The organism is Aquimarina litoralis (genome assembly GCF_039523995.1).
Taxonomy (GTDB): domain Bacteria; phylum Bacteroidota; class Bacteroidia; order Flavobacteriales; family Flavobacteriaceae; genus Aquimarina; species Aquimarina litoralis.
The window spans coordinates 1,673,964-1,695,721 of record NZ_BAAAGE010000001.1 but is presented as its reverse complement, the minus strand read 5'-3'; the positions used below and the strand labels follow the sequence as shown (position 1 = coordinate 1,695,721).

General features: G+C 33.7%; 18 protein-coding genes and 1 tRNA gene. 12 read left to right on the top strand and 7 right to left on the bottom strand.

Translation table 11 applies throughout. The features are described from left to right. Positions 1-6 precede the first annotated feature (6 nt). On the bottom strand, positions 7-507 hold the full coding sequence (gene rimP / locus ABD077_RS06820; protein WP_343911596.1) for a ribosome assembly cofactor RimP: 501 nt from the start codon (positions 505-507) through the stop codon (positions 7-9). A gap of 230 nt (positions 508-737) precedes the next feature. Here rimP and ABD077_RS06815 point away from each other — a divergent pair, with 230 nt between their 5' ends. Both ABD077_RS06815 and ABD077_RS06810 read left to right on the top strand, forming a co-directional pair. Continuing rightward, a complete protein-coding gene (locus tag ABD077_RS06815) occupies positions 738-1,571 on the top strand; it encodes a universal stress protein (protein ID WP_343911595.1) in 834 nt (277 codons plus the stop codon). Between the two features lie 95 nt (positions 1,572-1,666). Next, positions 1,667-1,858: a hypothetical protein gene (locus tag ABD077_RS06810; RefSeq protein WP_343911594.1), complete on the top strand. Its 192-nt coding sequence runs from the start codon at positions 1,667-1,669 to the stop codon at positions 1,856-1,858. Positions 1,859-2,054: 196 nt separating this feature from the next. Here the strand turns inward: ABD077_RS06810 and ABD077_RS06805 are convergent. Beyond that, positions 2,055-2,127 (bottom strand) — tRNA-Gln (locus ABD077_RS06805). A 214-nt stretch (positions 2,128-2,341) separates the two neighbouring features. On the opposite strand from ABD077_RS06805, the gene ABD077_RS06800 reads away from it, so the two are divergent. Together ABD077_RS06800 and ABD077_RS06795 are read left to right on the top strand one after the other, a co-directional pair. Continuing rightward, positions 2,342-5,644, top strand: a complete 3,303-nt coding sequence (locus ABD077_RS06800) for a protein O-mannosyl-transferase family (RefSeq protein ID WP_343911593.1) — start codon at positions 2,342-2,344, stop codon at positions 5,642-5,644. Positions 5,645-5,687: 43 nt separating this feature from the next. Continuing rightward, positions 5,688-6,326, top strand: coding sequence for a polysaccharide deacetylase family protein (locus tag ABD077_RS06795; protein WP_343911592.1), 639 nt, complete (start codon positions 5,688-5,690; stop codon positions 6,324-6,326). A 21-nt stretch (positions 6,327-6,347) separates the two neighbouring features. Here the strand turns inward: ABD077_RS06795 and ABD077_RS06790 are convergent, their stop codons facing one another. After that, on the bottom strand, positions 6,348-6,644 hold the full coding sequence (locus ABD077_RS06790) for a thioredoxin family protein (RefSeq protein ID WP_299603584.1): 297 nt from the start codon (positions 6,642-6,644) through the stop codon (positions 6,348-6,350). A gap of 82 nt (positions 6,645-6,726) precedes the next feature. Beyond that, a complete protein-coding gene (locus tag ABD077_RS06785; protein ID WP_343911591.1) occupies positions 6,727-7,965 on the bottom strand; it encodes a metallophosphoesterase in 1,239 nt (412 codons plus the stop codon). Positions 7,966-8,364: 399 nt separating this feature from the next. On the opposite strand from ABD077_RS06785, the gene polA reads away from it, so the two are divergent. Together polA and ABD077_RS06775 are read left to right on the top strand one after the other, a co-directional pair. Next, a complete protein-coding gene (polA, locus tag ABD077_RS06780; RefSeq protein WP_343911590.1) occupies positions 8,365-11,178 on the top strand; it encodes a DNA polymerase I in 2,814 nt (937 codons plus the stop codon). A gap of 65 nt (positions 11,179-11,243) precedes the next feature. Then, positions 11,244-12,098: a TerC family protein gene (locus ABD077_RS06775; protein WP_343911589.1), complete on the top strand. Its 855-nt coding sequence runs from the start codon at positions 11,244-11,246 to the stop codon at positions 12,096-12,098. A 74-nt stretch (positions 12,099-12,172) separates the two neighbouring features. Here the strand turns inward: ABD077_RS06775 and ABD077_RS06770 are convergent, their stop codons facing one another. The 3 genes from ABD077_RS06770 to ABD077_RS06760 form a co-directional block, all read right to left on the bottom strand. Further along, the gene (locus tag ABD077_RS06770; RefSeq protein ID WP_343911588.1) at positions 12,173-12,568 is read right to left on the bottom strand and encodes a lipocalin family protein; all 396 of its coding nucleotides are present in this window, start codon (positions 12,566-12,568) and stop codon (positions 12,173-12,175) included. A 178-nt stretch (positions 12,569-12,746) separates the two neighbouring features. Further along, a complete protein-coding gene (locus ABD077_RS06765; protein WP_343911587.1) occupies positions 12,747-13,940 on the bottom strand; it encodes a serine hydrolase domain-containing protein in 1,194 nt (397 codons plus the stop codon). Between the two features lie 80 nt (positions 13,941-14,020). After that, a complete protein-coding gene (locus ABD077_RS06760) occupies positions 14,021-16,714 on the bottom strand; it encodes a DUF5916 domain-containing protein (protein WP_343911586.1) in 2,694 nt (897 codons plus the stop codon). A 277-nt stretch (positions 16,715-16,991) separates the two neighbouring features. Between ABD077_RS06760 and rplM the strand changes: the two genes are divergently transcribed. The 6 genes from rplM (at position 16,992) to frr (ending at position 21,697) form a co-directional block, all read left to right on the top strand. Continuing rightward, on the top strand, positions 16,992-17,447 hold the full coding sequence (gene rplM, locus ABD077_RS06755; protein ID WP_343911585.1) for a 50S ribosomal protein L13: 456 nt from the start codon (positions 16,992-16,994) through the stop codon (positions 17,445-17,447). Beyond that, the gene (gene rpsI / locus ABD077_RS06750; protein ID WP_299603607.1) at positions 17,447-17,833 is read left to right on the top strand and encodes a 30S ribosomal protein S9; all 387 of its coding nucleotides are present in this window, start codon (positions 17,447-17,449) and stop codon (positions 17,831-17,833) included. The genes rplM and rpsI overlap by 1 nt, the downstream gene beginning before the upstream one ends. A gap of 131 nt (positions 17,834-17,964) precedes the next feature. Further along, positions 17,965-18,780, top strand: coding sequence for a 30S ribosomal protein S2 (gene rpsB, locus ABD077_RS06745; protein WP_299603610.1), 816 nt, complete (start codon positions 17,965-17,967; stop codon positions 18,778-18,780). Positions 18,781-18,945: 165 nt separating this feature from the next. Beyond that, positions 18,946-19,908 carry a translation elongation factor Ts gene (tsf, locus tag ABD077_RS06740; RefSeq protein ID WP_343911584.1) on the top strand — a complete coding sequence of 321 codons (963 nt, stop codon included), beginning with the start codon at positions 18,946-18,948 and terminating at the stop codon, positions 19,906-19,908. 457 nt (positions 19,909-20,365) lie between these two features. Continuing rightward, on the top strand, positions 20,366-21,073 hold the full coding sequence (gene pyrH / locus ABD077_RS06735) for a UMP kinase (protein ID WP_299604669.1): 708 nt from the start codon (positions 20,366-20,368) through the stop codon (positions 21,071-21,073). Between the two features lie 60 nt (positions 21,074-21,133). After that, positions 21,134-21,697, top strand: coding sequence for a ribosome recycling factor (gene frr / locus ABD077_RS06730; protein WP_219007079.1), 564 nt, complete (start codon positions 21,134-21,136; stop codon positions 21,695-21,697). The last annotated feature ends 61 nt before the right edge of the window (positions 21,698-21,758 follow it).

Here is a 21,758-nt window from a genome sequence, read left to right as displayed (position 1 = left end):
TTATAATTAAAATGTTATCATAACTTTAGCTTCTTTTATTTCTGAATATGCAAAAGAAACTTCTTTGGTTACCGTTATTTTTCCTTTTCCTACTGGTTTTGGCTCTCTAGTTTTCCAAACCAGTGTTATATGATCTTCTGTTACAGAAGTTAATTCTCCTTCTACAGTACTATCTTCTGTTTTTACTTTCAGCTTTCTTCCGACATTCTTTTTGTATTGGCGTTGATTTACCAAACCTTCCGAAACACCAGCAGACATTACTTGTAATGAAAAATCCTCTTCTTCTCTATCCAAATTATGTTCAATAGCCCTACTTATCGCAATACAATCTTCCACCTTTACTCCATCATCACCATCTATAATAATTTCAATACTATTATCAGGGTGTATTTTTTGATTTATTAAAAAAAGAGAAGGTCTTTCACTAAGCGCTTCTTCTAATAAGTTTTGAACTTTATCTTTTAATGACATAAGTAGATAAAAAGAGGGGACTTTTCGTCCCCTCATCCTGGTTTTTTAATTTCAACGGTGCAAAGATAATAATAATATCTTAGATTCAAAACCCACACAACAATGAATTTATTCGTAAATTTAATTGACTGTTAAGCCTTTACCGAAATCATCATCTAGATGATATAATTATAAGTGCATAAACTACAGTTAAATGTTTTCATTACGGAAAGAGCTAAAACATAACACATTTAACGATATCTACTCATATTAACACCTAACTGATTATGATACAAAATATCCTTGTACCTACTGACTTTTCTTCACAAGCAGAAAGCGCTTTAAAGGTAGCTGCACAATTAGCAAAAAAAAACAATGCAAAAATATATTTATTACATATTCTGGAAATGCCTGTGCATCTTGTAGACCTAATGTCTTCCGGAAGCTCAGCTCCTGCACCAGAAGCGGTTTTTTTTATGAAACAAACGCATAAAAAATTTGAAGAAGTTCTAGAAAGCAGTTATTTGGAAGGCTTAGATGTTATTGAAACCGTAAGTTTTGAAGATGTATTAAACGGTATCATGGATTCTTGCAAAAAAAACAATGTTGACATGATCGTGATGGGGTCACATGGCTCTTCGGGCTTCGAAGAACTATTCATAGGATCCAATGCTGAAAAAGTAGTTAGGACATCAGAAAAACCAGTATTAGTTATCAAAGAAGATTGTAATATTTTTGAAGTTAAAGATTTTGTGTACGCCACCAATTTTGATGATGAAGACAAACCTTCTTTGGTTGCTGCGCATCAATTTGCCAAACTATTAGAAGCTAAACTTCATTTAGTTTGGATTAACACCGCAAATAGTTTTAAAACCACTAGTGAAACAGAAGAAAAAATGAACTTGATGATCTCCGATCTTCCTATAGACAACTACAGCCTAAATATTTACAATGATATTAACGTTGAAAAAGGAATCCTAAACTTTGCCAAATCGGTTAATGCAGGACTCATTGGAATTAGCACACATGGAAGAAAAGGATTGTCACATTTTATTAATGGAAGTCTCGGAGAAGATGTTGTTAATCATGCCAAAAGACCCGTATTAACTTTTAAAATTTGAAATTTACATAAATTTAAAGCTCTCATCCCTGAAAACAGTGAAATAAAACCTTCCTGAAAATGATAGTTTTGGATCTAACAAAAACAATATTTATTATGGAAAATTCAATTTTATCGATCAAAGGTGTGCGTGTTCTTTCAAAAAAAGGACAAAAAACAATCAAAGGAGCTGCTTCAGTTGACGTATCCGTTTGTGGATGTTCTTGTAGCGGATCTGTAACTGGCCCTGCATACTGCAGAGCGTATGTTTATTGCCCTCAGATATACACTTGCGAAGAAACTTTTTAAACCTTCATTTATCTGAGTTCTAAATCTAAAAAAAATCCGAATTCTGAAGAATACCTGTCAGAATTCGGATTTTATTATTCTATAAGTTCTCTTTATCTTCTTATCATTAAATCTTAAAACAAAATATTCACCAAACTACATTTATTATTTCCTATAAAACAAAAAAGGAACTGATAAAAATCAATTCCTTTTTAAGTTGGTCTACTAGGGCTCGAACCTAGACTCTTCTGGACCAAAACCAGACGTGTTGCCAGTTACACCATAGACCAATGCGTCATTGCGGGTGCAAATTTAAAACATTCTTTCGGCTCTACAAACATTTTTTTTAAAAAAATTGCACTTACTACTATTTTTAACTGAAAATAAATTGAATTTACCTTGAGTATCATCAAAATATAAACTTCTGTTAAGCGTTTGCTAAAAAAACTAATAGAGAAGTATTTTTATTACTAAATTCGCCACACGTTATATAACAGTTATCTTATGAATGCATTCAACTTTCAAAAGTGGAATAAAATTTTAGGATGGGTAGTTTTTGCCATATCCCTACTTGTTTATTATTTAACCGTAGAACCAACAGCTAGTTTTTGGGATGCAGGTGAATATATTGCCACTTCATCTAAATTACAAGTTGGACACCCACCAGGAGCTCCTTTATTTCAGATGATTGGAGCTTTTGCTTCTATATTTGCATCAGACCCTACACAAATAGCATTTGTAGTAAACATGACCTCTGCATTTGCAAGTGCATTTGCGATTCTATTTATGTTTTGGTCCATAACTATTTTAGTAAAAAAACTAATTATTACCGATGAGAATTTCACTGATGCAAAAGCATTTGCTACATTAGGAAGTGGACTAGTTGGATCTTTAGCATTTACCTTTACCGATAGCTTTTGGTTTAATGCTGTGGAAGCAGAAGTTTATGCTATGGCCACATGCATCTTATCCGTTATGTTTTATCTAGGATTACTATGGGAAAGAGACATGCACAAACCTAGAGGAAACCGATGGTTAATTCTCATTGCATTTATCACTGGATTATCATTCGGTGTGCACTTTATGGGATTACTTTCCATACCTGCGATTGGATTACTTTATTATTTCAAAAACTACAAGGTTACCATAAAAAACTTTGTGATTGCTAATGTTTTCGTAGTTGCGATATTACTTTTCATTTTTAAACTACTTCTACCATCTACCTTAAAATTATTCGGATGGTTCGAAGTAACTTTTGTGAACAGTTTTGGAATGCCTTTCAATTCGGGAACTATATTTTTAGGTCTCATTATTGGTACTGCATTTTACTTTATTCTAAAATATACGAACAAAAAGAAATTTCCTTTGGTTAACACATCTGTTCTATGTGTTTTGTTCATTTTCATAGGTTTCTCTTGTTGGATTATGTTACCTATTAGAGCAAATGCAGGAACTGTTATCAACGAAAACAACCCAAATAATGCGAGAGAGTTATTAGCCTATTATAATCTTGAACAATATCCAGAAACTCATTTATTCTATGGACCTCAGTTTACAGAGATCTATGCTGGACTAGACGAGAATAACCCTTACGAGGATGATAAACCTAAATATGAAAAGAATTTAAAAACGGGTAAATATGACATCGTTAATGACTGGAAGAATGCCAGACAAAATATTGATGATGATCATAAGGCGTTTTTACCTAGAATGTGGAGTACGGAACACATAGCAAACTACATGGATTTTACAGGTCCAATTAGTTTTACTATAAAACCTGAGTACCAGGATGAATCAGAATTACTCGAAGCCGTTACTCAATTCAGAAGAGAATATGCAGTAGGTAAACTTGATAATGATGATTACAACAAATTTTTACGTTCTTTTGGAGACTATCTAAATGTCGAAAAACCTTCTTTTGCTTCTAATATTATGTATATGCTAGAATACCAGGTTGGATATATGTATTGGAGATATTTTATGTGGAATTTTGTTGGAAGACAAGATGATAATCAAGGTAAATATGGTAATCTTGAAGGTAATTGGTTAAGTGGTATCAATTTTATTGACGAATTGCATTTAGGTTCACAAGACAATTTACCGACCGATGCCCTTAAAAACAAAGCCAGAAACACCTACTACTTCTTACCATTATTGTTAGGATTAATAGGCTTTATCTTTCAAGCGCAAAAGGACAAGAAAAATTTCTGGATCTTACTTGTATTTTTCCTTTTTACTGGTTTAGCACTAAAGGTATATCTTAACGAAAGACCTTTTGAGCCAAGAGAACGAGACTATGCCTTAGTAGGTTCTTTTTATGTCTTTGCCATTTGGATAGGTTTTGGAGTTTACGCTTTGTTCGATATTCTGAAAAATGCGCTAAAACCAAAATTACTAGCTCCAATTGTGACAACTGTATGTTTACTAGCCGTACCTGTATTACTTGCTGCGCAGAATTGGGATGACCATGATCGATCTAATAGATATACTGCGCAAGCAATGGCCAAAATGTACTTACAATCTTGCCAAAAAGATGCCATTCTATTTACTATAGGTGATAACGATACTTTTGCGCTATGGTATGCACAAGACATAGAAGAATATCGAACAGATGTAAGAACTGTAAACACAAGTTTATTTGCTACAGATTGGTACATAGATCAGATGAAAAGAGCTGCCTATGATGGCAAACCAATTCCTTCACAGTTGACTCACGATTTTTATCGTTTCGGTAATAATGATGCTATTTATTACAAACCAGTTACGAATGACACCATGCTTATTAAAAACTGGATGCGCTGGATAGAAACCGACGACCCAAGAACCAAAGGAGATTTGCAAAATGGAAAACAAGTAAACACCTTCCCTACAAAGCACATTAGAATACCAGTGGATAAAGAAGCCGTTCTTAGAAACGGAATTGTATCACAAAAGGATGCTGATTTGATAGTTCCTTATATAGACATTCATCTTAAAGGAGATTTATTATTTAAGAATCGCCTATTGATGCTAGATATTATCGCTAATAACAATTGGGAAAGACCTATTTATTTTACTGGTGGTAGTTTTGGAGATGATGATTATTTATGGATGAAAGATTACTTACAATTAGATGGTGTAACCTATAAATTAGTTCCTATCAGAACTCCTGTAGATAAGAGAAATCCTTACAATTTAGGCAGAATAGATACCGATGTTATGTATAAAAACGTAACCAGTTGGGATTGGGGTAACAGTGAGAATCCAGATATTTATCATGATCCTGAAACCAGAAAGAATGCAATTACCTATAGAAGTAACTTAGCTCGTTTGGTTGAAGCTTTAATTAACGAAGGAAAAAATGATAAGGCAAAAGAAATTCTTGATTTAGGAATGGAAAAAATGCCTATTGAGTTTTACGAGTACTATACATTATTAGAGCCGTATGTAAGTGGCTATTATGAAGTAGGAGAAAAAGAAAAAGCACGTGAACTATGGAACAAAATTGCCAAAAAATACCAAGAGCAACTAACTTATTTTGGAAGTCTTACCTTAAAAAACCAATACCAATATGCAAGCGAAATCGTAAGTAATGTAGAACGATATCGTAGTGTAGTCGATCTTTTACTGATTAATCAGGATAGAGAAATGATTGAAGAAAAAGCTGAGGAATTCAACAGATATTTACGCCTATTCACCAAACTTTACTCGGAAGATGAGGAATATGACAATCAAGATCTGTTAGAAACGGAAGAAAGAGAAATGCAGAAGGAACTTCAGGATAGTCAAAAAGTATTAGATACTCTAGAGGAAACACCTAATTCATAACAATATAGAGCTTTTTAAAAAAGGCTCTTTTTTTAGACAAATTTTGGATATTATACCTAGCAAAACACCTAATAGTATCAAACTACTATTTCCTAATTACGTTTGGGATTTTTATGCCAAAAATGAAAAAAAAATATATCTAACTTTTGACGACGGTCCTATTCCTGAAATAACGGAATTTGTGCTAGAGCAATTAACGTTATTTAAAGCAAAAGCTACATTTTTTTGCATTGGTGATAATATCAGAAAACATCCTGAAATCTTTAATAAAATAATTCAGGATGATCACAGCATTGGAAATCATACTATGCATCATGTAAAAGCAAGAAAAACCAGTTTCTCTAATTATATTGATGACACATTATGTTGCGAGAGTGAGATTTCTAAACACATCTCCCTAAAAAATAAGTTATTTAGACCACCCTACGGACAATTAAATAAGTCAAAACTATCAGAATTAAAAAGATTGGGTTATGAAATTATACTATGGGATGTTTTAGCAAAAGACTGGATGCATAGCATAACGCCTGAAGAATGTACAAAAATCGTAATTAAAAACACTAGAAATGGAAGCATTATAATTTTTCATGACAGTGTAAAAGCTTCGAAAAACCTTATTGCAACTTTACCAAAAATATTGCAATATTTTACCGAACAAGGATGTGTATTTGATAAAATATAAAAAAGAGAGAAAGAACCTCTTTTACACATATTCCTTTATCAATCCAATGAGTGTATTCGCATCCTGCTCTCCACTCTGTCTCCAAACCATCTCACCCGCTTTATAAATCATTAACGTAGGAAGACCTTTTATTCTAAGTGCTGTTGCTAATTCTTCGTTTTTGTCAACATCTATTTTGATTACTTTAGCTTTATCACCAAGAGCAGCAGCTACGTCTTTTAAAACGGGATGCATGGAAACCGATGGTTCATTCCATTCTGTATAAAAGTCCAATAATACTGGAACCTCAATACCTATTAAATCACCAAACTTTGACATGCTTTATAAATTTTATGATCTCACTTTTTACTATTAACGCATAAAGTAGATATCTAATTGTAAATATAACATTTTCTATGAATTAAGAGGGTTTTGCTCCTTTTCTCAATTCTATCACCGTAATTTCTGGCCAAATTCCTACTCTACCAGGAAATGCATGAAAACCAAAACCTCTATTTACATTAAGATATCGTCCCATTTCATTATACATACCGGCCCATTGCTTATATACATATTGTACCGGACTCCATCTTAAAAAACCAGGGATTTCGATACCAAATTGAAACCCATGAGTATGCCCACTTAGCGTAAGATGATAATGATCCTCATGTTTTTTAACCTCATATTCCCAATGAGAAGGATCATGACTTAATAAAATTTTAAAGTCATCTTTCGCTACTCCGTCTGATGCTTTCGTTAGATCACCCGCTTTCTTAAAATTATGACCCCAGTTTTCTACTCCGACAATAGCGATACGCTCTCCTTCCTTTTCTACAAAAGCATTATCATTTAACAATAGATTAAAATCGATCTTAGAATGTATTCGTTTAATAGCCTCAAAATTTGCCTTTTTATCTTCTTCAGAATCCCAAGTAACGTATTCTCCATAATCATGATTACCCAAAACCGAATACTTACCATACTCAGGAGTCTTCAACTTCTTGAAAGTATCAATCCAATCATCCATTTCACTCGCCATTGTATTTACAATATCCCCAGTAAAAACCAATAAATCCGTTTGTTGTTCATTTATTAAATCTACAGCATATTCTATTTTCTCAACCTCATCAAAACTTCCAGAATGTATATCAGAAATCTGTGTTAGACGAAAGCCATCAAAGGCTGTTGGCAAATCTTCAAAATGCAGTACATGACTTATAACTTTAAAATTATATTTACCTCTAAAAATCCCATGTACCAAACCAGCAAAAGGAATAGCGGCAACACCGAGTGCAATTTGACTAACAAATTTTCTCCTACTTGGCAAGTATTGGGTAGCATTACCATCAAAAAATGTATTGGTAAGATAGGTATAACCAGCTATACACAATCTAATAATATCCTCTCCAAACATAAATAATACCAAAATCAGCTTCGGCACTAATGTTACTAATAATAATCCACTTGCTCTAAGAGAATATTTATTAGGCCCAACACTTCTGTCATAATTTGCAAAGACATAAATAACATAACTAATAACCAATAATGACAACAACAAGTAAACAATTTGAATCCATTGATTTTTGGAAAGTGTGCGAATCACCTGATAAGCGTATAATTCTATTAAACCAAAAAATATAAGGGGTATTATCCAACGCATGTACACAAAATAATTTATAAAAAACAAAACTATCTTACCTTTTAACAAACTAAGTAATATTTAAGTAAAAATTAACTGTTTAGAACCAAATCATAACAGAATAACGGGTTTACCAATGATACCTAATTCTTAACGTTAGAAATCTTACATTTTTCTTTCATATGTATAATTTTTATTCGTACCTTCGTTTCACAGGAAGAACATGGGGATGTACAAAAAAAATCTACTTTATTTATAGAAAATTACTATCGTATTTATAGCAATTGATAACATTGTTATCAATTTTATTTTGGGGCGAAATGCCGTCATTCATTGGCGGCATTTCTTATTTAGTATGATTTAAACCCATTTTCATTAATCTTATTTTTATCTTGCATTTCTAAAAATAGAATTCACAACATGTCACAAAAACGTCTTTTTCTACTGGATGCCTATGCACTAATTTTTCGTGGATATTACGCCTTAATCAAAAACCCAAGAATTAATTCTAAAGGGCAAGATACCTCTGCGATTATGGGTTTTGTAAACTCTCTTTTTGATGTCATCAAAAGAGAAAAACCAGATCACCTGGCGGTTGCGTTTGATAAAGCTGGAAGTAAGGATCGATTAGAAATATTTCCTGAATATAAAGCCAATAGAGATGAAACTCCAGAAGCCATAAAAATTGCGGTCCCAATTATCCAAGAAATTTTAAAAGCGATGCATATTCCTATTATAGAAAAAGCAGGAGTAGAAGCTGATGATCTTATAGGAACTATAGCAAAACAGGCTGAAAAAGAAGGATACAAAACCTACATGGTTACACCTGATAAAGATTATGCACAACTTGTTTCCGAAAATATATTTATGTATCGCCCTGCTCGCATGGGAAATGGTATCGAAATATGGGGAATCCCTGAAGTTCAGAAAAAATTTGAAGTAGAACGACCAGAACAAGTTATTGATTATCTAGGTATGATGGGTGATGCGGTAGATAACATACCAGGCCTACCAGGTGTCGGAGACAAAACTGCTAAAAAGTTTATTGCGGCCTATGGATCGATGGAAGGATTGTTTGAAAACATAGATCAGTTAAAAGGGAAAATGAAAGAAAAGGTAGAAGCTAATAAAGAATTAGGGCTACTATCAAAAAAATTGGCCACCATAATTTTAGATTGTGATGTTACGTTTGATGCAAAAGATTATGAGATTTCTACGCCTGATGAGAAAAAGGTAAAAGAAATATTTGGAGAGTTAGAATTTAGAAGATTAACAGATCAATTCACCAAAATCTTTTTTCCATCAGAAGAGAACACAACCGCAACAGCGACTAAGAAATCAACTAGTACTGCAGGAGCTGGTCAGTTTTCATTATTTGGGAGCAATGAAGAATCTTCTTCTACAGATTCTTTATCATCGAGAAAAAACATATCTAATACCGAGCATTTTTACCAGAGTGTTGCACCTGGCATGGCGATGAAATTATTTCTGCAAAATTTATTGAAACAAAATAACGTTTGTTTTGATACAGAAACTACCGGTTTAGACCCTCTAACTGCTGAATTAGTTGGTATTGCTTTTTCTTGGGAAGCTGGGAAAGGGTTTTATGTTCCGTTTCCTGAAGACAAAGATGAAGCACAAGAATTGATCGAGCTTCTTAGACCTTTCTTCGAAGCTGAAGATATTGTAAAAATTGGTCAAAACTTAAAATACGACATCAAAGTTTTAGCTAAATACAACATAGAAGTAAAAGGTAAACTCTTTGATACTATGCTAGCTCATTATCTGATCAACCCGGATATGAGACATAATATGGATGTTCTTTCCGAAACATATTTAAACTATACTCCAGTGTCGATCACAGAGTTAATTGGAAAAAAAGGAAAGAATCAATTATCCTTTAGACAAGTTCCACAGGAGAAACAAACAGAATACGCTGTTGAGGATGCAGATATTACATATCAACTAAAAGAGCATTTTACTCCAGAACTTAACGCGGCAAACATATTATCACTTTTCGAAGATATCGAAGTACCTTTATTACGAGTACTTGCAGATATGGAAATTGAAGGTATTAATTTAGATAAAGAGTTTTTACAATCATTATCTGAAGAGTTAGATAAAGATATTAAAACCTTAGAATCTAATATCTATTCCGAAGCTAGAGAAGAATTTAATATTGCTTCTCCTAAACAACTGGGAATTGTTCTTTTTGAAAAAATGAAGCTAGTAGACAAGCCGAAAAAAACCAAGACGGGTCAATATTCTACGGCTGAAGATGTGCTTTCTTATCTAGCAAAAGATCATAAAATTATCCAAAACATATTAGATTACAGAGGCTTATCTAAACTAAAAAGTACTTATGTAGATGCACTACCGAATCAAGTAAATGAAAATACTGGTAGAGTTCATACAGACTATATGCAGACTGTTGCCGCTACCGGGCGTTTAAGCTCCAACAATCCTAATCTTCAGAATATTCCGATAAGAACCGAACGTGGAAGACAAGTAAGAAAAGCATTTGTTCCACGTAGTGAGGATTATACCTTGTTAGCTGCGGATTATTCGCAAATAGAATTACGAATTATAGCTGCTTTGAGTGAAGAAGAGACAATGATCAGTGCATTTAAAAATGGAGAAGATATTCATGCTTCAACTGCTGCTAAGGTTTTTAATGTCCCCATTTCTGAAGTTACTAGAGAACAACGTAGTAATGCAAAAACAGTAAACTTTGGTATTATTTATGGAGTTTCAGCTTTTGGCCTGAGTAACCAAACCAACCTTTCCAGAAGCGAAGCAAAAGAACTGATAGACACTTATTATAAGACATATCCAAAACTACGTAATTATATGAGTGAACAAGTAGATTTTGCCAGAGAAAATGGATATGTACAAACAGTATTAGGAAGACGTCGTTATCTTAAAGATATTAATTCGGCTAATGCAGTAGTAAGAGGAGCAGCAGAACGAAATGCAGTAAATGCTCCTATACAGGGAAGCGCTGCTGATATTATTAAAATAGCAATGATTAATATTCATAAAAAACTAAAAGAAAGTAATTACAAAACGAAAATGCTACTTCAAGTACATGATGAATTGGTTTTTGATGTATTTAAACCCGAATTAGAAGAAATCAAATCCTTGATTCAGTCTGAAATGGAGAATGCCTATAAACTAGCCGTTCCATTAGATGTAGATTTAGGTTTAGGGACTAATTGGCTCGAAGCACATTAATTTTGTAACTACTTTTAACAATTTTATACCAATAGATTAGAATAAAAACCAATCAAAACATTTTCATGGAACAACTTTTTACCGTAGAAAGCCTTGTAACTCTTTTAATGCTGGTATTACTGCAAGCAGTTTTAGGGTTTGACAACTTATTGTATATCTCATTAGAATCCAAAAAAGCACCACCAGAAAAACAAAGTTTTGTAAGAAAAATGGGAGTTGGCCTAGCCATCATCTTACGTATAGTTTTACTTTTTGTTTTGATGTCGCTTATCCAATATTTTCAGGAACCTTTTTTAAGTCTCCATGATAATGGTATTCTTGAATTCAATCTTAACGTTCATAGCCTTATTGTACTTGCAGGAGGTGTATTCATTATATATACCGCCATAAAGGAGATTTGGCATATGATGTTATTAAAAGAACATGAAGAAACCGATAAGGAAGACAAAAAAGGCTCTATTAATAAAGTCATTTTATGGATTGTTATCATGAATTTGGTTTTTTCATTTGATTCTATACTTAGCGCAATGGCCTTAACCAGCGATATGGATTATGTTCCTCAACTAATTTTAATGTCAATTGCTATCATATTAGGTGGTGTTCTAATGATTGTCTTGGCTGATAAAGTATCTAATTTCCTTCAGAAAAATAGAATGTATGAGGTACTTGGGCTGTTTATATTATTCATAGTAGGAATTATGCTTCTATCTGAAGGAGGTCACCTTGCCCATCTGCATATTTTTAATAATGAAGTTACTCAAATGAGCAAAACTACTTTTTATTTCGTAATTGTAGTATTGGTTATTGTAGACATCGTACAAGGACGCTATCAGAAAAAACTATTAACAGAAAAAGAACACCAAGAAGCTCTCGCAGAAAAAGAATCTAAAGACCTACTAGCTGACCAACAAGAAAAGTAACTTAAGAATACAAATAAAATAAAAAGAGCTTCTCAATTAAGGAAGCTCTTTTTATTTTATTTATACGTAACGTATTACTGTCTAGTAAAGATTAAGTCGATTTCTCCTAAATCATCCAAAGTATCTGTAAAAGAAAGTGTTGTTTCTGTTAACGTAATTGTTACCGTTGTGGGATCCATTCCTGTAGGAGTAAAAGTTAATTGATCCCCATCCAAACTCCATGCGCCAGTTTCCATAAGCGTATTACCTGTACAACTTGCTGTCACTACTGGTGGTATACCTGGCTCCACATCAACGGTTATTTCTGTAACATCCTGATTATAGGTATCATCTTCATTAACCGTAATTACATCTTCGAAACAAGAAAGTTCTTCTAAAAGGTTTGTGGATGCATTTCCATCCATATCTAAGTCAACCGGTAATCCACCAGTCGCGGAAGTAAGCTCCCAAGTACCTACTAAGGAAACCATATCCGAAACTTCTCCATCATCATCATTACTACAAGAAGTGAAAATTAGTGCGCTACAAATTGCAAAAAGAAAAAAATTGGCTTTCCTTGTTTTTGAGTTTTAATTATTAATAAAGATTCATTGCTTATTCTTATAACAAAAGAAGCACATATTTATTTTAAATACCACTCAATAAACCCTAATTACCCATTGTTGCAGTAAAAAAATCGTAATAATTTAAAAATGTAGGTATCACAGGCCCATTAAAAGGGTTTGGACCATTAAATAGAACACAAACACCAATTCCATTTTCTGGATCAATCATTAACTGCGTTTTGTATTGGTTTACATTTCCACCATGGTATACGATTCTCCTATTTCGATAATCCAAAATTCGCCAACCTTTAGCATAATATGAATCCGTAACTCCATCCCATAAATTCACATAGGTATCATTATCACTCGTACAAATAATAGGATTAAAAATTTCGGACAAGCTTTCTTTAGAAATGATATCCGGACGATACCCCAATAATACTTTTAGATACTCCCCCATATCCGATATAGATGCATTAATACCACCTGCCGCAGCTACATTGTAATAGTTTTTATGAAGATTTGTTAGAGAATATTTCTTAGAATAATGATTCCATTTATGAGGTAAAGCTACATTACCATTATTTTTGATCCCAAGGTAGCTACTAGAAGCATTCGTCATCCCAGCAGGTCCAAACAATCGTTCTTCCAGTAATGTACCAAATGACTTTTGAGTATTACTTTCCATTACCTTTTCGATTACAGAAAAAACTGCATTTTGATAATCGTACGTCGTTCCTTCCTTAGCCACAACACCATTATATCTAAAATTAGATATAATGCTCTGCAAAGACATCCCTTTATGAATCAATTTAGAATTAGTGTATTTGTACAACCCTGTAGTATGGGAAAGTAGATGATTAACGGTAAGTCTTTCTGCCTGAGCTTTATCTTTTAAGCTAAAATTTTTAACGGTTTGCTTTACGTTTTGATTCCACTGAAGTTCGTTTCGATCTGCTAAATTACCCGCTAAAACAGATGTTACTCCTTTAGATAAACTTGCAATTCTAAAAACCGTATTAACATCAACAGAGTCAGTAGTATGAATTTCTTTGACTCCAAAACCCTTTTGATATACAACTGTTGAATCCTTTACAATTACAACCGCTGCACCAGGACATTCTGAAATATTAAAATTTGTTGCAAAAAACTTTTCGTAATGTTCTAGAAAAAAGGACAAAGAATCCGTCTTTTCTACTACCGGCTTTGACTCAATCCGAAACTCTTCTTTTTGTTCTTTTTGGGCAGTACAACCAATAGCAAAGAGAGCAATCGCAATTCTAAAAAAACATTTCATAAAGCAACAATCTTAATTATTGCAATAATACAGGTAAAAAACTTCGATATAAAAACTTTCTTGAAACCTTTTTTAAATTTTTATAAAACAAACCGGTAAGTAGCTTTGATCAAAAAAGTATTCTCTGGTTGCTGTCCAAAAATTTGATTATCTAAACTTCTAAACAAATGATCTCCTGGATTCCCTGAACCTGTGATCCCTTGTGACCATACTAGAAAAATTTCCGATCCTGGAATATACTCCCAACGCAGTACCAAATTAGATCTGAACTGAACAAAAGCAAAATCAGGATCTCCAAATGAATAATCAATCCCTCCTCCATCTTCATCTACCGAATACGTTCCATCTGCGAACGAAATTTGGTTATTATCATATAGCGTTACTCGTTCATTCAAATCAGAAGCAATCGGATTATTTACATAGTTAAAATCTGTATAAGTTCCTCGGGAAATAAAAGGCTGTCCGTAATACTGAATTGTTAGATTAGGATTTATATTATAATTAAGACGTATACTAGCACTTAATGTTTGCTGATCAATTCTAGCTGTAATATATCTCGGTGTTCCATTAAAGTCAACCTCAGTTACATACTGCGTCTTATTAGGGTTCCTTTCAAATTCTGGATTCAGAGAAACGCTTAATGCATTAAAAGGCTGATATCGCATTCTTAAAACATATCGATGAAAAGTAAAGTTATTCTGTCTCGCTCCCGAATTCACATACCCCATGGTAAAATTAAATTTCTTTCTACTATCCGAACCAAAAAACAAAAACGCAAAATTCTCTTCAGAAAAACGCCATCTTGGACCTCCTCTTAATATGGTATTGGTAAAAATTCTTGGCTTATGAGCTGCCCCTACTTCTGTCCACCAATTATTCTTATAATTAATAAATCCATTAAACTCATACTGAATCCTATTGAAATTTCCTTCAAAATCAAAAGCTGAAGTTTGTTCAAAACTCAAATTAGCTCTTCTATAAAATTTTGTAGGTTTTAGAAATAAATAGCGCACATTGGCAAATTGCCTAATATCGTCGGCCTGTCTTAAAAAACCAATATCATTTAACTCTAACTCAGGTGACCTCCAGAAAACTCCGGCGGTGTATCGCCAATTGCCACCGCCGGATTTTCCTCCAATCAATTTCCCTCCTGTTCCTGTTAAAGATGTTCTATTTGGATCTACCTCTACATGATCCGCATCTACACGCTGAAAAAGGTGTGTGAGTTCGTTTTGTGTTGCTTCAATAGCCTCTTTAGATCCTTCTACATGGCTCGTCACAAAATTTCCTTCTATAAAATACTTTCTATCTTTCCAATTATGTCTAAAATCTAAACCTCCAGAGTACGCAGCCTTTCTTAAAAAGTTTAGATTATTTTCTCGCAATCCAGTTAATTCAGAAGTTTCATCTGTATCCGGATTATCATAATCAATATTTAAAATATCACCTAGATTACGATTTGTAGCGGTAAAAATTCCGCCGATATAGGTATTCCGATCATTAAAATCTTTCTGAGCTCGACCCACAAAATAATTAGTAAGTGGCTCTACAATTGTTTCTCTCCTATTACCATCAGCATCCTCTATTTTAGCAATTTCTCGTTGTGTTACACTTTCTAATATACCTATCGACCATCCGTCTTTCGTTTTTCCGCTAAATTTTGCTGCTCCTAAAATTGTAGTATTATTAGGTCTATCTACGAATTCAGTATTTACAGGGCTCGATCCTACAGAACCCTGAGGGCTTCTGCCTATCCTCCTAGAGTAAAAGACATTATCAAAACCATTTGCAAATTGATAATCGAAAATATTCTTATTTTCTACAAAAAATGGCCGTTGTTCTCTAAAAAATATCTGGAACCCATCTAAGGCTATCGCAGCAGGATCGGCTTCAACTTGACCAAAATCAGGATTTACAGTTAAATCCATAGTTAGGTCGTTGGTAATACCAATTTTAGCATCCAAACCACCATTTAATTTAAAATCATCTCCATCTCTAAACGGATTTCCATCTTCAGCCGGAAAGGTATCATATTGAGCCACTGCAAAAGGCTGTATTTCTAACTGCTTTTGCGGCTCTATATCTATTAGACCATGTAACTCCCCAAATTCACTTACCCATCCAGGCGCATCTTGTGATATTCTTTGCCAAACGGATCTTTCTTCTTTTCTAAAGAACCTACGATTTACCTGAAGCCCCCATATTTGTTCTTTACTTTTTCCGAACTTCAATTGACTTAATGGAATTTTTACTTCAGCGGTCCATCCTTCTTCATCGATATTAGTAGCCGTATACCAAATCGGATTCCAACTACCATCCCAATTATTTCCATTATCGGAGATAAATTCATCTCCCTTTACTCCTGCTGCAGTAATAGTAAAAGAAAAACCAGTTCTTTTATCGTGATAACTATCTAAATTAATCTCTACCCAATCTCCAGCAAAACCGTCTCTTCTAGACAACCTTTTTTCTATTTTATCAGGTTCTTTATCATAACACCTATATCCTATATAAAGGTATTTTTGGTCATATAATATTTTAAACTTTGTTTGCTGACTAGGAGGAGTATTTTCATCAGGTTCATTTTCGATAAAATCTCCTGACCATTCGACTAGATCCCAACTTGATTCATCGATTAATCCATTTATGGTTGGTGCCTCAAAACCCTGAAGAGGTTTAGTAGTATATATTCTTTTTTTAACTTTGGTAGAATCTTGAGCATTCGCCGATAAAGTAAAAAGAAGTAATACGAACACTTGGATAGTGCACTTCATGTTGATTGGTTTTGTTGATTGATGTTTATACAAGGACTTAAATAATTATTTTTTGTCACAGTTTATTTAATTATTTAATAAAATATTAACATCGCTTTATTTCTTCAAGACAAATAAAACTTTGAAAAAACAATAGAATAATTGATCTATCTGAAAACCAAGCAATCATCCTTTCAAAATAATATCAACTACCTGTTTGCTATCTAAATATATAATCGTACATTTGCACCCCTATTTTATATAGGAAAGGAATGTTTAATTAGTAAAATTAGTTAGTGTGGACACATTAAGTTACAAAACAGCATCTGCCAACAAGGCAACCGTTTCAAAGGAATGGGTACATATCGATGCTGAAGGACAGACTTTAGGACGCCTATCTTCAGTAGTTGCAATACTATTAAGAGGAAAGCACAAACCTAGCTTTACCCCACATGTTGATTGCGGTGATAATGTTATCATTACAAACGCTGAAAAAATCAACTTAACAGGAAAAAAGTGGACTGATAAATCTTATATCCGTCACACAGGATATCCTGGAGGGCAAAGAAGTCTTACTGCTCAGGAATTATTTGACAAAAACCCAGAGCGTTTAATCGAAAAAGCGGTAAAAGGAATGTTACCTAAAAACAAATTAGGAGCAGCTTTATTCCGTAATTTAAAGGTATATGCTGGAGCAGAACACAATCAGGAAGCTCAGCAACCTAAAACTATTAACTTAAAAGAATTTAAGTAATGGAAGTTATTCACAAAATTGGTCGTAGAAAAACGGCTGTAGCTCGAATTTACCTAAAAGAAGGTTCAGGAAAAGTTACGATCAACAAAAAAGATCTTAACGTTTACTTTCCTACTGCTACATTACAATATAAAGTGAACCAACCTTTTGCCTTAACTGGTAATGAGGACAAGTACGATGTAAATGTAAATGTATACGGTGGTGGTATTACTGGACAAGCTGAAGCTGTTAGACTTGCTATATCAAGAGCAGTATGTGAGCTAGATCAGGAAAATAGAGCTATTCTTAAACCAGAAGGTTTATTGACTAGAGACCCAAGAATGGTAGAGCGTAAGAAATTCGGTCAGAAGAAAGCTCGTAAGAAATTCCAGTTCTCTAAACGTTAATTTATTAAAAATGTATTTGTTGTTATCCCACAAATGGGAGTTAGTTTAGCATCTAAATGTTCAAGGCCGTATCAACAAAATGATAGCCACTTGAATATTGCTAATTCAACAGAACGTAAACTATTACAAAAATGGCAAACAATATCGAAGTAAAAGACTTACTTGATGCAGGTGTTCATTTCGGTCACCTGACAAGAAGATGGGATCCAAACATGGCACCATATATCTATATGGAGCGTAACGGAATCCACATCATCAACCTATACAAAACTGCTGCTAAGATTGACGAAGCTAGTGAAGCTTTAAAGAAAATCGCAGCTTCTGGTAGAAAAATTCTTTTTGTAGCTACCAAAAAACAAGCAAAAGAAATCGTTGCTGAAAAAGCATCTAAAGCTAATCAACCATACATCACTGAAAGATGGCCTGGAGGAATGCTAACTAACTTTGTTACTATTCGTAAAGCAGTTAAGAAGATGGCTGCTATTGATAGAATGAAGAAAGATGGTACTTTCAATACACTATCTAAAAAAGAGCGTTTACAAGTAGATCGTTTAAGAGCTAAATTAGAAAAGAATTTAGGTTCTATTTCTGATATGACTCGTCTACCTGGAGCATTGTTCGTAGTGGACATCACTCGTGAGCACATCGCAGTAAAAGAAGCACAAAAATTAAACATTCCTATTTTTGCAATGGTAGATACAAATTCTGACCCGCGTCAGGTTCAGTATGTAATCCCTGCAAATGATGATGCTTCTAAATCCATTGATAAAGTGATGACTTATGTAAGTGATGCGATTATCGAAGGATTAAACGAAAGAAAAGCTTCTAAAGAAGCACCAAAAGCAGCTGCACCAGCTGAAAAAGCACCAGCTCCAGCGGCAGAAGCTGCTCCAAAAGCTGAAGAAGCACCTGTGGTTGCTGAAGCTGCTAAGCAAGAAGAAGAATAAACATTCATTGATTGCTTTTAATCATTAAAAATTATAAATATTAAAGTTAATCTTGCAAAACTTAACTTTAATATAAAATTAATGAGTCGTTTAGTTCTTTACTTTCGCAGTAATTACAACTAAACGACTTGTTTTTTACACAAACACATTAAATACTAAAACGTTATGGCAAAAATAACAGCCGCAGAAGTAAGTAAATTACGTAAAGCTACAGGTGCCGGAATGATGGATTGCAAGAAAGCACTTGTTGAAGCTGATGGAGATTTTGACAAAGCAATAAAAATCCTTAGAGAAAAAGGACAAAAAATAGCAGATAAAAGAGCTGACAGAGAATCTTCTGAAGGAGCAGTTATCGCAAAAGTTAATGAAGCTAAAAATAAAGGTGTAATCGTTTCTCTTAACTGCGAAACTGATTTCGTAGGAAAAAACGAATCTTTCGTTTCTTTAGCAAAAGAATTAGCTGAGTTAGCATTAAACAGCTCAACTAAAGACGAATTATTAGCTGCAGATTTTAACGGAATGACTGTTCAGGAGAAGCTTATCGAGCAAACTGGAGTTATCGGTGAGAAAATAGAAATTGGAGATTTCAAAGTATTAGAAGCTCCTTTCGTTGGATCATACATCCACGGTAATAAAATCGGTGCTCTTACAGGTTTATCTACAAGCATAGATGAAGCAGAAACACTTGCAAAAGACATTTCTATGCAAGTTGCCTCTATGGGAGCAACAACTTTATCTTATAAAGATTTTGATCCAGAATATGTAGCTTCTGAGACGCAAGCTAGAATTGCAGCCATTGAAAAAGAAAACGAAGAACTTGTAAGATTAGGAAAAACCTTAAAAAATGTTCCTCAGTTTATCTCAAGATCTCAGTTAACTGATGCTGTAATTGCTGAAGCTGAAGAAAGATTAAAAGCTGAATTAAAAGCTGAAGGTAAACCAGAACAAATCTGGGACAGAATTCTTCCAGGTAAATTAGAGAGATTTATTTCTGATAATACAACCTTAGATCAAGAACAATGTCTTCTTGACCAGAATTTCATCAAAGATGAAAAGAAAACTGTTGGAGAATACGTTGGAACATTAGGTGATATTTCTGTAGTAGGATTCGAAAGAATTTCTTTATAAAAACAACAAAGTAACGTATCCAGTTACATTAGTTTATAAAATCAAAAACCGCTTCAAATGAAGCGGTTTTTTTCGTCATTTTTCGAAGCATTTTCTAATAACTTCTAAAACATCTCCTTTAAACATTTTGGACCCCTCCAAAATGCTACCCCATAAAAGACTAACTCCCCAATTAGTCTAGATCACAAATCACACCGAAGTGATTTTGCAAACTCTAAAAATGTTTTATCATTATTTCAAAAACGCCTCTCATCTCCCCCTATTTTGTTTTCCCTTTGGCAAACCTAAAACATTATCAAACACCAATCAATAGAGGCGTTAGGGGAAAAGAACCCTTTTTTAAATCAAACTGTTATTTTTAACATTTTTTCTCGTTTTATTGGGATTTACCTTTAGCTATCAAAGTATTTTCTTAATTAAGAATATCATTATATTTGCAGCACACTATAAACAAATGATGAAATACAAAAGAATATTACTAAAACTATCTGGTGAAGCTCTTATGGGAGAACGCCAATACGGTATTGACCCAAAAAGATTAGCAGAATATGCTCATGAGATCAAACAAATAACAGAAAAAGGTGTTGAAGTTGCTATAGTAATAGGTGGTGGTAATATTTTTAGAGGTGTTGCTGGAGCTAGCAAAGGCATGGACAGAGTACAAGCTGATCATATGGGTATGCTTGCTACTGTAATCAATGGTCTAGCCCTCCAAAGCGCATTGGAAGACGCTGATATTCCAACAAGATTACAATCTGCAATAAAAGTCAATGAGGTTGCTGAACCTTTTATAAAAAGGCGAGCTCTTAGACATCTTGAAAAAGGAAGAGTTGTAATTTTTGGTGGCGGAACTGGAAATCCATATTTCACTACAGATTCTGCAGCGGTATTAAGAGCTATTGAAATCAACGCTGATGTTATTCTAAAAGGAACAAGAGTAGACGGAATCTATACAGATGATCCAGAAAAAAATGCAGATGCTACTAAATTTGATTTTATTACATTTGATGATGTTTTAAGCAAAGGTCTTAAAGTTATGGATACAACAGCCTTTACTCTAAGCCAAGAAAATGAATTACCTATTATAGTTTTCGATATGAATAAAGCTGGAAATTTACTTAAAGTTGTTTCCGGAGAATCTATCGGAACCAAAGTAAATCTTTAGTAATCATAAAATGACTCATTTTTTGATTCATACATTAATAAAGAAAAGAATTATACACAAATGAACGAAGAAGTAGATTTTATTCTTGATTCAACCAAAGAATCTATGCAGGGCGCTATCGCTCATTTAGAAAAACAATTAACTGTAATACGAGCAGGAAAAGCATCTCCAGCTATGCTTAGTGGTGTTATGGTAGAATATTATGGAAGTCCTACACCTTTAAATCAGGTAGGAAATGTAAATACACCCGACGCAAGGACTATTACCATACAACCATTTGAAAAATCCCTTATTCAAGAAATTGAAAAAGCGATCATGGTAGCTAACCTTGGATTCAATCCTATGAATAATGGAGAAAGCGTAATTATAAGTGTCCCTCCGTTAACAGAAGAGCGCCGTAGAGACCTTGTAAAACAAGCCAAGGCTGAAGCAGAAGATTCTAAAGTTGGTGTTCGAAATGATAGAAAAAATGCCAATAATGAAATCAAAAAACTAGAAAAAGATGGATTATCTGAGGATATGGCAAAAAATGCCGAAACAGATATCCAACAGTTAACGGATAATTTCATTAAGAAAATTGATGAAATGTTGGCCGTTAAAGAAAAAGAAATTATGACGGTATAATTTCCTTACAATTTGGTACAAAAGTGTTTTTTTTGACCAAAAGAACACTTTTGTACATTTT